The following is a 12,721-nucleotide window of genomic DNA, read 5'->3' as shown; positions in this document are numbered from 1 at the left end:
GCCCGCTCCGCTCCCGCCCGCTCCGCTCCCGCCCGCTCCGCTCCCGCCCGCTCCGCTCCCGCCCGCTCCGCTCCCGCCCGCTCCGCTCCCGCCCGTCCCGCTGCCCTTCCAGCCCCAGGCGTGGGCGCCGGATCAGGGATCCGGGTCGAATCTTGGACCAAGATTCGACCGAGAACCCTGATCCGCCGCTGATCCGCTGCGGGGGCGGGGGCCGGGGCGGGGGCGGCGGAGGGAGGCGGCTAGTCGATGGCTAGGTCGCGGCGGAGTTTGGCGACGTGGCCGGTGGCTTTGACGTTGTAGAACGCCTTCTCGATCTTGCCGTCCGGGTCGATGACGAAGGTCGACCGGATCACGCCCATCATCTTCTTGCCGTAGTTCATCTTCTCCCCGAAGGCCCCGTACGCCGAGAGCACGGCCTTGTCGGGGTCGGAGACCAGCGGAAAGGTCAGCGCGTCCCGGTCGACGAACTTCGTGAGCTTGTCCGGGCTGTCGGGGGAGATGCCGACGACGTTGTAGCCGTGCGCGGTGAGCGAGGCCAGGTTGTCCCGGAAGTCGCAGGCCTGCGTGGTGCAGCCGGGCGTCATCGCGGCCGGGTAGGCGTACAGGATGACCTTTTTGCCCTGCTTGAGCAGGTCGCTGAGGGCCAGCTGGTCGCCGGTCGCGGTGGTCAGCGTGAAGTCGGGTGCGGTGTCGCCGGGTTCCAGTCGCATGATTTCACCCTATGCCCCGCCGCATTCGCAGGGCCGCCGCACCACACACGCCGATGCCGATCGCGAGGACGGCCAGCACCATCAGCCGCGCGACCAGGTCGGGCCAGGGGATCGGGGCGACCGAGCGGAAGAACACCGCGGCGTTGACCAGGCCGCCGAACAATGCCAGGCCCGCGCCGGCCAGGGCCACCGCGAACGGCCCCGACGGACGGTTGCGCAGCGCGTACCCGCCGGCGAGCAGCGCGGTCAGTCCGGCCACCGCGGGCCACAGCTCGCTCGCGAAGACGCCCGCGACGATCTCCCACGCTCCGCGCGCCCCGGCGTCGATCTCCCGCGCGGTCACGTAGGTCAGGGCGGTCAGGCCGCCGACGATCAAGATCATTCCCAGCACTTGTACGCGGAGAGCAGCGACCAGGCCCAGTGCCGCGAGGGCGGCAGCGACCACGATGGTCAGCGTCCACCACAAGGCAGCCGACGGCGGGGGCACCCAGTCGAGCGTACCTTTCAGCTCCAGTGTGGACAGATCGTCGGCCATCCGCAGCGGCACGCTCCAGTCGGCGATGCGATGCCCGACGCCGGGATCGGCGGCCACGGCGGGTGGCGGCTGCAGCGCGGTCCAGCGGGCGCGTTTGTCGTGCCACCGCGCGACGGGTTCGTCCGAGGTCTTGCGCCATTGCGGCGCGGCGGCCGGGTCGGCGTTGGCCGGGGGCACGACTCCGCCCTGCAAGGTCGTGTTGAGGTAGGTCGCGGGGGAGTTGACGTTCTCGAAGACGCCGTCCGGCCGGATCTCCAGGTATGCCTCATTGCTGTAGCCGAGGACCTCCACCACTCGGTCGGAGTGGTTGGTCAGCTCCAGCCGGGCGCCGGCCTCGATCGCGCGTACGCTCACCCCGGGCAGCGCCGGAGTGATGCCGGTGATGGTCGTCCGATAGTTCGTCGCATCCGGCGCGTCCGCCGCGTGGGCCGCCGCCGGAGTGGCGACGGCCCAGCTCAGCAGGGCGGTCCAGGCGACGGCCGCGCCCAGGAGCGCGGCCGTCTGACGCAGAGGTGGCACATACCCTCCGGTTTGGGGGTGGGTGGTCGGGGCGGTAGCCGGAGTATTGGAGGAACCTTCGGTCGGAAGGGATCAGCTGGCGGACGGGGTCGGCGCCACCGACGCGTCACCTCCGGCGGCGGTGATGGCGGCGGTGATCGAGTCCAGCGACGCGGTGACCTTCTTACCGTTGACGAACACCGTCGGAGTCCCGCTCACGCCCTTTTCGCTCGCCGCGTCCGTGGTGTGCTCCGGCCAGGTCATATAGGTGCCACTGGTCACGCAGTTCGCGAAGGACGTGTCGGTCAGTCCGACGCCCTGCCCGGTCGTGATCAGCTCCTCGTTCGTCGGCCCGGCGCCGCCCTCGGCGGGCTGATCGGCGTACAAGGCGTCGTTGAAGGCGAGGAACTTGCCGCCGTCAGCCGCGCAGCCCGAAGCCGCCGCGGAGCGGGTCGAGTACTGGTTGGTCGACGACTGGTCGAGGATCGCGATCGGGTGGATGTTCAGCGTGATCTTGTTCTGCTCGGCGAGCGCGGCCAGCGTCGGCCCGGCGCTGTCGTGCAGCTGCTTGCAGTACGGGCACAGGTAGTCCTGGTAGACGTCGACCGACACCTTGCCCGACCCGGTCACGATGGCGGTGCCCTCGGCGTTCGCGTGAGCCGGTGTGTTGAAGCTCGTCGGCTTCTGGCTCGCGTAGATCGCGTATCCGATCATGCCGCCGATCACCAGGACGGCGACCACGCCGATCGTGATCCACAGGGTGCGCTTGCGGCGTTGCTCGCGGGCGAGCTGCTCACGAACGATCCGAGCCGCTTCGCGCTTCTCCTGCACGCGCTTGCTCATCGATGGTTTCCTCCATATCCAGTGGTGGGCCGAACAGCTGGGCGTCCACCGAGAACCTGCTGGAGGGGAACAGGATCAGGAAGACGGCCAGGGCCAGGAAGGCGACGTCGCGGACGATGTCCCAGGTGTAGTTGGGGGCGACCCCGACCGGCAGCTGGCCGCCCTTGCTGAAGCAGCCGCAGTCGATCGACAGCCCGCGCGCCCAGGCGGAGACGATGCCGGAGATGAAGGCGACCAGCGCGATGGCCGACAGCCAGGCCGCGAACCGGGTCAGCAGGCCCACCAGCAGAAGCAGGCCGATGCCGACCTCCAGGAACGGCTGGATCGCCCCGACGACCTGGGCGACGTCCCACGACATCAACTGGTACGCGTTGACCGCCCGGGCGTTGCCGGGCAGGTCGAAGATCTTGGGCAGGCCCGCCCCGATGAACACGGCGGCCAGCGCCAGCCGTACGACCAGCGACACCCAGGGCTGGGCTCGGGTCCACCCGCTCACCGACATGGTCATTAGTCGTCGTCCTGCCTCGTCCGGTTCCCTGTGAATTCGCTTCAGGCCGCCATGGCCCGCGTCACGTCGGCGGCCAGCTCGGTCCGGGCGCGGGCCACCCGGGAGCGGATCGTTCCCACCGGCACCCCCTCGACCTCGGCCGCTTCGGCGTACGACAGACCCAGGAGCTGGGTGAGAACGAAAGCGCTGCGGCGTTCGTCGCCGAGCGCCGCGACCAGGTCGCCGGAGCCGTGCCGGTCGGCGGGATCGCCGCCCGGCAGTTGCGTCGCGGCTTCCATCGCCAGCCGTTGTTCCAGCCTACGGCGGCGGACGACCTGCCGGAGGTGGTCGGCGCAGGCACGCCGGGCGATGCCCAGCAGCCACGTACGCGCGGACGACCGTCCTTCGAAGGCGGGCAGCGCCCGGAACGCCCGAAGATAGGTCTCCTGTGTGAGGTCGTCGGCCGTCCCCGGATCGAGCAGGGCCGCGCAGAGCCGCCAGACCTCGACCTGGGTGGTGCGGACGAACGCCGCTTCCGCCACCGGATCGCCCTCCCTCGCCCGCAACGCCCAGTTCGTCACCTCGTCGAGGCTGCCGGACTGACCGGGTTGCGGGAAGGGCACGAGGACCCAGGTTAGCGGCCGAAGGGCCCATGGGAACCACGGCTTGCCGACAGACGACTATTGGCACATGAGCACCACCCGCTGCGACGCCGTACGCCTGGATCTGTCCGCCCGCCTCGACGGCGAGACCACCGAGCTGCCGGCCGACCGGGTCGACGCGCACGTCGACGGGTGCGACGGCTGCCGATCCTGGCTGACCGAGGCCGAGCGGGTGACCCGGCTGGCCCGCGTACGCGCGGTGGGCGTACCGGATCTGACCGGCCAGATCCTGGCCGCCGTCGCGCAGGAGCGCCAGACCCTCCGCGTACGCCGCGAGGGCGACCGGCAGGTGCTGCGGATCGCGGTCGCGATCGCCGCCGCGGTGCAGCTGGTGCTGGCGTTGCCCGTGTTGCTGGGCGTCGGGGCGGACCCCCACGCCTCCCGGGAGATGGCCTCGTTCGACATCGCGATGGCGGTCGGATTCGCGCTGGCGGCGTGGAAGCCGGACCGGGCGCGGGCGTTCGTCCCCGTCGCGTTCGTCCTCGCCGCCTGCCTCGCCGCGACCAGCTTCCTCGACCTGGCCGGCGGCGCGACCCACTTGGCCCACGAAGTAGGTCACGCGGTGGCGTTGGCGCAGGCCGGACTGCTCTGGGCACTCGGCCGGAAGTCCGGCGTGGGCACGGCCACCGTGCCGGGCGCGCGTACGCCCGCCTCCGGCGGCATCGGGTAGCGTCGTTGCGCCACCTAACCCCTCATGATCAACAGGAGAGCGAATGAGACGGCTCGCGGTGATGTTCGCGGCGTTGCTGGTGGTGCTGGTCGGGGTCGCGAGCCCCGCACAGGCGCACGCCGTGGTGGTCTCGACGAACCCGCCCCAGGGCGGCACGGTCGCGTCCGCGCCGAGCGAGGTCACCATGACGTTCTCGGAGTCGATCAGCCCGGTCAAGGACAAGATCCGAGTCACCGCCCCCGACGGCAGCCGCGCGGACAAGGGCGAGACCAGCGTGGACGGCGCGGTGCTGCGCATCCCGCTGCGCGATGACCTGCCGATCGGCACGTACCTGGTCAGCTATCGCGTCATCTCGGCCGACTCGCACCCGGTCCCCGGCGGCTTCACCTTCAACATCGGCGCGCCGTCGGCCACCGTGCCCACGCCGACCACCGACGACAGCTCCACGAGCCGCCCGATCGCCATCTCGATCGGGGTCGCCAAATACATCGGGTACGCCGGGCTGCTGCTGGCCGTCGGGGCGGCCATGGTCCTGCTGCTGCTCTGGCCGGCCCGGATGTCCCGGCGTGGCCCGCGACGGGCGCTGGCGGCCGGATTCGGGCTGGTGGTCCTGTCGACGCTCGGGCAGTTCGTGCTCCAGGCGCCCTACGTCAACGGCGTACCGCTCACTCGCACGACCGCCGACGACCTGGCCGGCGTACTGGACTCGCAGTTCGGCGCGGTGATGCTCGCCCGGATCGGCCTGCTGGCCGTCGCCGCGATCGTCCTGTCCGGCGCGTTGCGGCGCATCGTCAGCCACGGCGAACCGGCGCGCAGCGACCTGGTGATCCTCGGCATCCTCTTCGCCGGCGCCGCGTCGACCTGGCCGCTGGCCGGGCACTCCGCGGCCTCCCCGGTCCCGGCGGTCACGGTCGTCATCGACACCGTGCACATCGCCGCGATGGCGGTCTGGCTCGGCGGGCTCGCCATGCTGACGCTGTTCCTGCTGCGGCCGAAGACGGCCACCGAACGGGAGCTGACGGCGATCATGCCGGTCTGGTCTCGCTGGGCGACCCTGTCCGTCAGCGCACTGCTGCTGGCCGGCGTGGTGCAGGCGCTCATCGAGATCGGCACGCTGAAGGCGCTCGTCACGACGACCTACGGCTGGCTCATCCTGGCCAAGGTCGCGCTCGTCATCGTCATCCTCGGATTCGCGTACCTGGCGCGCTCATACGTCTACAACGCCCCGGCGGGCAACGTCCTGCGCTGGGCGGTACGCGTGGAGCTGGGCATCGCCGCGGTCATCATCGGCGTCTCGGCCGCCCTGACGCAGACCACTCCCGCCCGGGTGGCCGCCGACCAGCCCAGCACCGTCCAGCAGACCCAGAACTATTTCACGACGTCGGTGAAGGCCGGGCTGTACACGTTGCAGGTCGACGTGGACCCCGCGAAGACCGGCCAGAACGTGGTGCACCTCTACGCGTACACGCCGGAAGGAAAGCCGTTGAAGGTCGTGGAGTGGGCGGCCAGCGCGGCCCTGCCCACCGCGGGAATCGAGCCGGTGACCATGCCTTTGCTGCCGCTGACCGACAACCACGCGTCGGGGTCCATCAACCTGCCGACGCCGGGCGACTGGCAGATGAAGTTCACCCTGCGAACGACCGAGGTGGACCAGGAATCGGTGACAGTGACCGTGCCCGTCGGGTAGCAGACCGCATCGAAGCGCCCGCCCACCCGTTGTCCTTGATGGACGACGATGGGAGAGACGAGTCATGCGTGTCTTTCGCGTGCTGGTCGGAATGGTTCTGCTGACGGTCGCGGCGCCCGCGTTGCTGGCTGGGGCCATTGCGTGGTACGCGATGCAGCACCGCGACGCCGCGGGTGAGTTCCAGGCGGGCCTGGAGTCCGTCGCTCACCCGGGGTACGCCGTCGTGGTGCCCGACGTCGACGCGTTGCTCCGGCGGGACGCGCCGTTCGCCCGAGCCGGGCGCACGTCGATGCGGATCACCGCCTTCGCCGGCACTCCGCTGTTCGTCGGGCTCGCGTCACCGCCCGACGTCGCGGCACTGCTCCAGGGCTCGCCCTACACGTCGCTGGACGGCGTCACTGTCGGCCGAGGGCCGCTGGACGTCTCGTCGCGCGCCTTCACGGGCACCCGGATGGCGCCGCTGGGCCAGGTCGAGGAACAGCCGATGTGGCTGCGATCCGGCCTCGGCTCGGTCGAATACCAGCCGTCGGAGTGGCGCGGGCGTACCGTCGCCTTGGTCGTTGTAGCCCCCGACGGACGGTCGCTGAACGACGTCTCGCTCGGCGCGGCCGTACGCTTCGGCTGGCTCGACTCGACGACCTGGGGACTGCTGATTCTCGGCCCGGTCCTGCTGCTGCTCGGCTTCGTGACACTGGCCTGGCCCGCGCGGCAGGTGGTCTACGTGCTCGCGCCCGGCGACCCGGGGATCTCGCTGCGCTCCGGTGAACCGGTGAGCTGGACGGACGCGCCTACGCGGGAGAGCCCGGTGATCCTGCCCCGGCCGGGATCGGTGTACACCTCCGCCACCTCTCCGTCCTCTCCGGACGCTTCGTCGCCGGGCTCTTCGGTTCCGGCTTCCGCTCCGGCTTCCTCGGCCCTGGGTTCGCCGGAATCGGCATTCTCTTCGGCTTCGTCGGCTTCGTCGTCGCCGGAGGACTGGGCTCGGCCGCCGGCTGGCCCCGCTTCGCCTTCCGCTGCTTCGGAATCCGGCGCTGCCTCGGCATCGGCGGTCGGCTCCGACGCTGTCCCCGGATCGGCAACCGGCTCCGGATCGGCGACCGGCTCCGGATCGGCGGTCGAGGATCCGCCGTCGGCGGAGTGGCCGCCCCCGGAGGAGCAGCGGCGTACGCCCCCGCCGATCGACGTGCCCACCCAGGAGATGCGCGTCCTCGAGGATCTGCCCAACGTGCCGCTCGTCCTGAGCGGAAGCCGGTCCTCCTCGGCCGGCTCCACGTCTGTCGCGTAGCTCGCTCGCCCGTGCTCGGCTGCTTCGACACCCACCGCTGCGCGGAAAGCAGCGGAGCCACGCGGGTGGGCCCGCGGGGAAGCGGGCCCACCCTCACCGGGGGAACGGTGTAAACGGCGAAGGCCCGAACCTTCTGGAGCCTTCGTGTCGGGAGACGAGTCCTGCGCGGTGGATCGTCCCTTCTATACGAAAGTTTAGCCCTGCGTCCCAGAACGGACAATAGGTCCGTTTTCGAGTGGCTCCGGTGCGGGCCGCCGGGTCGGCACCGGCAGCAGCAGGACCAGCGCCAGTGACAGCAGCACGAATGCGTTACGCAGCAGGAATTCGCGTACGCCGGGGGTCGGTCGCTGTTCGACGCCCCAGTCCACGAACGTGTCGACGCCTATCACGCAGATGGCGTACGCGGCGACGGCGGCCAGCAGCAGCCAGCCCCGGCGGTTCCCCCGGGCGGCGTACGCGGCCCCGACGAGCGCCACGATCGCCGGCACGAACCAGTACATGTGGTGGACCCAGGTGATCGGGCTGATCAGCCCGGCGGTCAACCCCGTCAGCGCCAGCCCGGTGATCTCGTCCCCTCCGCGGGCGGCGATCGACGCGCGCCACAGCCCGTACACCGCCACCGCGACGGCGAGCCCGGCCCACAGCGCCTGGTCCGGCCGGTCCGGCGCGGCCAGCCGGCTGAGCAGCCCGTTCAGCGACTGGTTCGCGGTGTAGTCGGTCCGGCCGACCCGCGAGGTGTCCCACAGCGCCCCGAACCAGAAGTCCCGGGTCGCGGTCGGGGCGATCAAGGCCGCGAGCAGGGTCACGCCGATCGCGGTGCCGGCTGCGACGAAGGCTTCCTTGATACGCCGAGTGACCAGCAGATAGATGATGAACAGCGCCGGGGTGAGCTTGATGGCGGCGGCCAGCCCGATGCCGACGCCGGTGAACCGGCTGCCTCTCGGCAGCAGCACCAGCAGATCGAGCAGGATCAGGGCGACGAGATACATGTTGATCTGCCCGAACGACAGCGTCGTCCGGATCGGCTCGATCAAGAAGACCAGCGGCGTCGCCAGGCCGAAGGCGTACCAGTGGGGAATGGAGAGTCGGTGGGCGAGTCCGCCGGTGACCCACCACGTCGTGACCACGACGGCGGCGATCGTGCCCGCGGTCAGTAAGCCGATCCCGAGACCCTGGGGCAGCAGCCCGAGCGGCGCCATGATCAGGGCGGCGAACGGGGGATAGGTGAAGTAGAGCCGGCCCTGCAGGGCGTCGGGCTGGGCGAAGTCGTAGAGCTCGTGACCGTCGAGCCACCACTTCTCGGCGCTGATGTAGATCTTCAGGTCGAAGAAGTGCTGCCCACGGAACAGCCACCAGAAGGCGACCGCGGCGACCACCCAGGTGACGGCGACGATCGCGAGTCGGCGGTTGCGCGCTGGCTCAGGCATGCAGACACGGTAGTGGACGCCGTAGTAACCAGAGTTGAGACACCCGTCGTAGGCTGTCCCAATGGCTGCTGATCTTCTCGTCTGGATCGACTGCGAGATGACCGGTCTGAACCTGGGTTCGGACGCGCTCATCGAGGTCGCCGCGCTCGTCACCGACCCCGATCTCAACGTGCTCGGCGACGGCGTCGACGTCGTGATCCACGCCGAGGACGCGCAGCTCGACGGCATGCTCGAGGTCGTCAAGGAGATGCACGAGAAGTCGGGTCTCACCGACGAGGTGCGCCGCTCGGCCGTCACCCTGGCCGAGGCGGAGCAGCTCGTCATGAACTACATCACGCAGTACGTGCCGGAACCGCGTACCGCCCCGCTGTGCGGCAACTCGATCGCGACCGACCGGGGCTTCCTCGCCCGGGACATGCCGCTGCTGGACAACCACCTGCACTACCGGATGATCGACGTCTCCTCGATCAAGGAGCTGTGCCGCCGCTGGTACCCCCGGGTGTACTTCGGGCAGCCGCAGAAGGGCCTGGCCCACCGGGCGCTGGCCGACATCAAGGAGAGCATCCGCGAGCTGGCGTACTACCGGCAGACGATCTTCGTGCCGCTGCCGGGGCCGGACGTCGACACCGCCAAGGGCATCGCGGGGACGCTCATCTGATCCGCTGCGCTGATCGGCTGCGAGCGCGGCGCTGTGTGTCGCCGCATACCCAGTGGACAGCACCGGTGGTCGTACCGCTATCATTGGTCGGTCGCCGCGGGCTGATAGGTCGGTGGTTGATGATGGTGGTCGTAGCTCAGCTGGTAGAGCACCGGGTTGTGGTCCCGGGGGTCGCGGGTTCGAGTCCCGTCGATCACCCCATACGCAGAAGCCCTGTCCGTCCGGACAGGGCTTCTTTCGTTCATGATCCTTCTTCCATTCATGATCAGGGTCATTTCCGGGTCGCTATGGCAGCGTGGAATTGACCCTGATCATGTGCGTCACGCGGAGGGCGTCACGCGGAGGGCGTCACGCGGAGGGCGTGGCTGTCGCGGTGGCGCTCGCGGTCGGGTCCGGGGTGGCGGACTCGGACTCCGACGGGGCGGGCGTGGGGGTCACGGCGGACACGAACGGGACGGCGCTGCCCTTGACGTACTCGTCCCAGGTCATGTTCCAGTGCGTCCAGCCGTTGCCGTTCTTCAGCTGCCGCTCGGTGCCCTTGGTGGTCACCGGGTCGCCGATGCTGGTCAGGTTGAACAGCCACTTGGCGTTGGCGGGGGACATGTTGAGGCAGCCGTGCGACACGTTGCGCTTGCCCTGGGAGCTGATCGACCAGGGTGCGGAGTGGATGTACTCGCCGCCCCAGGTGAGCCGCTGGGCGTAGTCGATCGGGGTGCGGTAACCCAGTTCGGGGCCGAGTTCGGCGTACGTGTCGAAGATGGTGTGCACGAACTTCTCGATGATCACCACGGTGCCGCTGGACGACGGGGTGCTGGGCTTGCCGAGGCTGATCGGGATCTTCTTGACGACCTTGCCGTCCTTGGTCACCGTCATCTGCTTGGTCTTGTTGTCGGCGACCATGATCACGGCCGAGCCGATGGTGAGGTTCTCCAGCGTGATGTCGCCCTTGCCGTAGTACCCGTCGCCCATGTCGAGCCCGCCGATGGCCAGCCGTGCGTTGACCTTGGTGCCGGCCTGCCAGTACTCCTTGGGCCGGTAGTGCACCTCGGTCCCGGAGAACCAGTGCCAGATGCCGTCCTGCACCGGCTCGCTGCTCACGAACAGCCGCTTCTGCACCTCGGCCCGCTGTGCCTCGGGGATGGCCCGGCTGAACTTGTACATCAGCGGCATGCCCACGCCGGCCTTCGCGTTGTCGCCCAGGAAGCTGGTGACCCGGACCGTCTTGCTCGGCTTGGCCATCGTGGTGAAGCCGCTCGTCGTGGTCCCGGTCTTGCCGTCGCTTCCGGTCGCGGTCACCGTCAGCGTGTACGCCATGCTGTAGCCGAGCGTCTTGGCCGGGACCCAGCTGCTGCCGTCGGCGCGTAGCTCGCCCGTGACGACCGTGCCGTTGGCGTCCTTGAGCTCGACGGTCGCCTCGGTGGCGTTCTTCAGCTCGTAGACGATCTCGGTGGCGGCCGACACCCCAGTGGCGTCCTTCGCCGGGGTGACGATGGTCGCCGCGGCGGCGTTCGGGTCCGGCTTCGGCGATTCGGTCGCCCCGCCGGTGCCACCGCCGGAGCCCTTGTCGGAAGTGCAGGCGGCGAGGCCGGCGGCCACGCCCGCGAGACCGGCGCCGGCGAGGAGGCCACGCCGGGTCGCGGTGCGGCCGGTTAGCGTACGGCCGGAAACGGTGCGCTCCATGTGCCCCTCATCCATCGGCATCGCGAACCGAACCCGGTCGCGGTCAACGATCTATCGTGCCTTAAAGACGTGGCGCGACAAGGTCTCGTTGCCGGTGGTGAAGGAAAACACGCCCGTTCGTAGGCCGGATTCAGCTGGCCGAGGGGGTCGGCGTACCCAATTGGGCGTTTCCGGCCGTTCCTGGGCTGGTGCTCGGCGCCACCGTCGGGGACGGCTTGGGCTTCGGGTATGGCTCGTACGCGACCGCGTTGGCGACGTCGGAGGCGACCGGGACGGCGCTGCCCTTGAGGAAGGTCGGCCAGTCCATGTCCCACACCGTCCACCCGTTGCCGGGGGCGAGTTTGACCTCGGTGCCGCTGACGGTGACCGGTGTGCCCACCTTCATCACGGTGAACAGGTAGGCGGCGTTGCCCGGTCCGATGTTGACGCAGCCGTGGGAGACGTTGGTGTAGCCCTGGTCGCCGACGCTCCACGGTGCCGAGTGGATGAACTCGCCGCCCCAGGTCAGGCGCTGGGCGTAGTTCACGTCGACCACGTAGCCGCCGTTCGGCTCACCCCGGGTGTCGAACCGATAGGTGTACGCCTGCTCCATGACCACCATGTGCCCGCTCGAACTGGGCGTGCTGGCCTTGCCGAGGCTGACGGGCATCGTCTTGATCAGGGTGCCGTTCTTGAAGACCTGCATCTGCTTGGGGTGATTCGTGACCTTGACCTCGACCTTGTCCTTCGCGATGCGTACGCGGGCGATCTTGTCCTCTTCGCCGTAGTAGCCGCCGCCGAGCGCCTGTCCCTTCAGGCCCAGCCGGACGGTCAGCTTCGTCCCCGGCTGCCAGTACGCCGCCGGCCGGTACTGCACCTGGGTCGGGCTGAACCAGTGCCACGCACCGGGCTGGGGCGGGTCGCTGGTCACGAAGAACCGCTTCTGCACCGCCGCCCGCAGGTTCGCCGGGACGTCCCGCACGAACTCGATCGGGATCGGCATGCCGACGCCGTACTCCTGGCCGTCGAAGAGGTAGAAGCCGACGCTTTCCACCTGGGACGGCTGCTTCATCGTGGTGAACGCGACCGACTTGGACTCGTGATGCGTACGCGAGCCGACGGCGGTCACCGTGGCGGTGTAGCGCTGGGCGTACTTGAGCGGGGCCGCGGGCACCCAGGCCGACGCGTCCGAGCGCAGCTCACCGGCGATCTTCTGGCCGGCGGCGTCGCGTACGTCGACTCCGTCGACCATTCCGGACCCGAGTTTGATGCCGATCTCGGCGCTGATCGGTACGCCCGACGCCCGGTCGGCAGGGCTGACGGTGAGCGCCAGGTTCTCCTGCGGCGCCTGCGCGCTCGTCGTCGGCTGCGCGGCGTCCTTAGTGGCGGTGCATCCCGCCAGTGCCGTCGCGCCGCCCAGTACGGCGACCATGATCATCGCTCGGAACCCAGCCATCCCGCTGCCCCCCGTTTGTCCGCTTCACGGATATCGTGCACTATCGCGGGGGTTCGTGGGGCTTGGTCCTGGATACTGCTCCACAAGCAGATCAGGGTTCTAGGTCGAATCTTGGCCCAAGATTCGACCTAGAACCCTGATCCA

Annotated in this window: 12 protein-coding genes and 1 tRNA gene; 5 read left to right on the top strand and 8 right to left on the bottom strand. The window is 69.6% G+C overall.

Going from position 1 to position 12,721, the window contains the following annotated elements; all coding sequences use genetic code 11:
• Window positions 1-239: 239 nt before the first annotated feature.
• The 5 genes from bcp to AB0M47_RS39045 form a co-directional block, all read right to left on the bottom strand.
• Window positions 240-710, bottom strand: a complete 471-nt coding sequence (gene bcp, locus AB0M47_RS39065) for a thioredoxin-dependent thiol peroxidase (RefSeq protein WP_363423208.1) — start codon at window positions 708-710, stop codon at window positions 240-242.
• A gap of 4 nt (window positions 711-714) precedes the next feature.
• On the bottom strand, window positions 715-1,764 hold the full coding sequence (locus AB0M47_RS39060; RefSeq protein ID WP_363423206.1) for a hypothetical protein: 1,050 nt from the start codon (window positions 1,762-1,764) through the stop codon (window positions 715-717).
• Between the two features lie 72 nt (window positions 1,765-1,836).
• Window positions 1,837-2,586 carry a DsbA family protein gene (locus tag AB0M47_RS39055; protein WP_363423204.1) on the bottom strand — a complete coding sequence of 250 codons (750 nt, stop codon included), beginning with the start codon at window positions 2,584-2,586 and terminating at the stop codon, window positions 1,837-1,839.
• A complete protein-coding gene (locus AB0M47_RS39050) occupies window positions 2,537-3,088 on the bottom strand; it encodes a MauE/DoxX family redox-associated membrane protein (protein WP_363423210.1) in 552 nt (183 codons plus the stop codon). Before AB0M47_RS39050 ends, AB0M47_RS39055 begins: the two co-directional genes overlap by 50 nt.
• A 47-nt stretch (window positions 3,089-3,135) precedes the next feature.
• The gene (locus tag AB0M47_RS39045) at window positions 3,136-3,696 is read right to left on the bottom strand and encodes a sigma-70 family RNA polymerase sigma factor (RefSeq protein ID WP_363423202.1); all 561 of its coding nucleotides are present in this window, start codon (window positions 3,694-3,696) and stop codon (window positions 3,136-3,138) included.
• Window positions 3,697-3,763: 67 nt separating this feature from the next.
• Here AB0M47_RS39045 and AB0M47_RS39040 point away from each other — a divergent pair, with 67 nt between their 5' ends.
• The 3 genes from AB0M47_RS39040 to AB0M47_RS39030 all read left to right on the top strand — a co-directional run bounded on the left by AB0M47_RS39040 (window position 3,764) and on the right by AB0M47_RS39030 (window position 7,377).
• Window positions 3,764-4,405, top strand: a complete 642-nt coding sequence (locus AB0M47_RS39040; RefSeq protein ID WP_363423200.1) for a zf-HC2 domain-containing protein — start codon at window positions 3,764-3,766, stop codon at window positions 4,403-4,405.
• A 43-nt stretch (window positions 4,406-4,448) separates the two neighbouring features.
• Window positions 4,449-6,092 carry a copper resistance protein CopC gene (locus AB0M47_RS39035; RefSeq protein WP_363423198.1) on the top strand — a complete coding sequence of 548 codons (1,644 nt, stop codon included), beginning with the start codon at window positions 4,449-4,451 and terminating at the stop codon, window positions 6,090-6,092.
• Window positions 6,093-6,156: 64 nt separating this feature from the next.
• On the top strand, window positions 6,157-7,377 hold the full coding sequence (locus AB0M47_RS39030) for a hypothetical protein (protein WP_363423196.1): 1,221 nt from the start codon (window positions 6,157-6,159) through the stop codon (window positions 7,375-7,377).
• 194 nt (window positions 7,378-7,571) lie between these two features.
• Here AB0M47_RS39030 and AB0M47_RS39025 read toward each other — a convergent pair whose 3' ends face one another.
• Window positions 7,572-8,804 (bottom strand): glycosyltransferase 87 family protein, encoded by a 1,233-nt coding sequence (locus AB0M47_RS39025; protein WP_363423194.1) that lies wholly within the window; start codon window positions 8,802-8,804, stop codon window positions 7,572-7,574.
• A gap of 61 nt (window positions 8,805-8,865) precedes the next feature.
• On the opposite strand from AB0M47_RS39025, the gene orn reads away from it, so the two are divergent.
• Together orn and AB0M47_RS39015 are read left to right on the top strand one after the other, a co-directional pair.
• Window positions 8,866-9,462 (top strand): oligoribonuclease, encoded by a 597-nt coding sequence (gene orn / locus AB0M47_RS39020; RefSeq protein WP_363423192.1) that lies wholly within the window; start codon window positions 8,866-8,868, stop codon window positions 9,460-9,462.
• 125 nt (window positions 9,463-9,587) lie between these two features.
• A tRNA-His gene (locus tag AB0M47_RS39015) sits at window positions 9,588-9,663 on the top strand.
• 147 nt (window positions 9,664-9,810) lie between these two features.
• On the opposite strand, the gene AB0M47_RS39010 is transcribed toward AB0M47_RS39015, so the two are convergent.
• A complete protein-coding gene (locus AB0M47_RS39010; protein WP_363423190.1) occupies window positions 9,811-11,142 on the bottom strand; it encodes an Ig-like domain-containing protein in 1,332 nt (443 codons plus the stop codon).
• Window positions 11,143-11,272: 130 nt separating this feature from the next.
• Window positions 11,273-12,577 (bottom strand): Ig-like domain-containing protein, encoded by a 1,305-nt coding sequence (locus AB0M47_RS39005; protein WP_363423188.1) that lies wholly within the window; start codon window positions 12,575-12,577, stop codon window positions 11,273-11,275.
• Window positions 12,578-12,721 lie beyond the last annotated feature (144 nt).

The organism is Hamadaea sp. NPDC051192, from assembly GCF_040682475.1.
Taxonomy (GTDB): Bacteria; Actinomycetota; Actinomycetes; order Mycobacteriales; family Micromonosporaceae; genus Hamadaea; species Hamadaea flava.
This window is presented reverse-complemented; position numbering and strand designations above follow the sequence as displayed.

What these genes read in the sequence shown, in the direction of transcription:
- bcp (WP_363423208.1), bottom strand. Translation starts at nt 710, where the DNA reads ATGCGACTGGAACCCGGCGACACCGCACCCGACTTCACGCTGACCACC.
- AB0M47_RS39055 (WP_363423204.1), bottom strand. Translation starts at nt 2,586, where the DNA reads ATGAGCAAGCGCGTGCAGGAGAAGCGCGAAGCGGCTCGGATCGTTCGT.
- AB0M47_RS39050 (WP_363423210.1), bottom strand. Translation starts at nt 3,088, where the DNA reads ATGTCGGTGAGCGGGTGGACCCGAGCCCAGCCCTGGGTGTCGCTGGTC.
- AB0M47_RS39040 (WP_363423200.1), top strand. Translation starts at nt 3,764, where the DNA reads ATGAGCACCACCCGCTGCGACGCCGTACGCCTGGATCTGTCCGCCCGC.
- AB0M47_RS39035 (WP_363423198.1), top strand. Translation starts at nt 4,449, where the DNA reads ATGAGACGGCTCGCGGTGATGTTCGCGGCGTTGCTGGTGGTGCTGGTC.
- AB0M47_RS39030 (WP_363423196.1), top strand. Translation starts at nt 6,157, where the DNA reads ATGCGTGTCTTTCGCGTGCTGGTCGGAATGGTTCTGCTGACGGTCGCG.
- AB0M47_RS39025 (WP_363423194.1), bottom strand. Translation starts at nt 8,804, where the DNA reads ATGCCTGAGCCAGCGCGCAACCGCCGACTCGCGATCGTCGCCGTCACC.
- orn (WP_363423192.1), top strand. Translation starts at nt 8,866, where the DNA reads ATGGCTGCTGATCTTCTCGTCTGGATCGACTGCGAGATGACCGGTCTG.
- AB0M47_RS39010 (WP_363423190.1), bottom strand. Translation starts at nt 11,142, where the DNA reads ATGGAGCGCACCGTTTCCGGCCGTACGCTAACCGGCCGCACCGCGACC.
- AB0M47_RS39005 (WP_363423188.1), bottom strand. Translation starts at nt 12,577, where the DNA reads ATGGCTGGGTTCCGAGCGATGATCATGGTCGCCGTACTGGGCGGCGCG.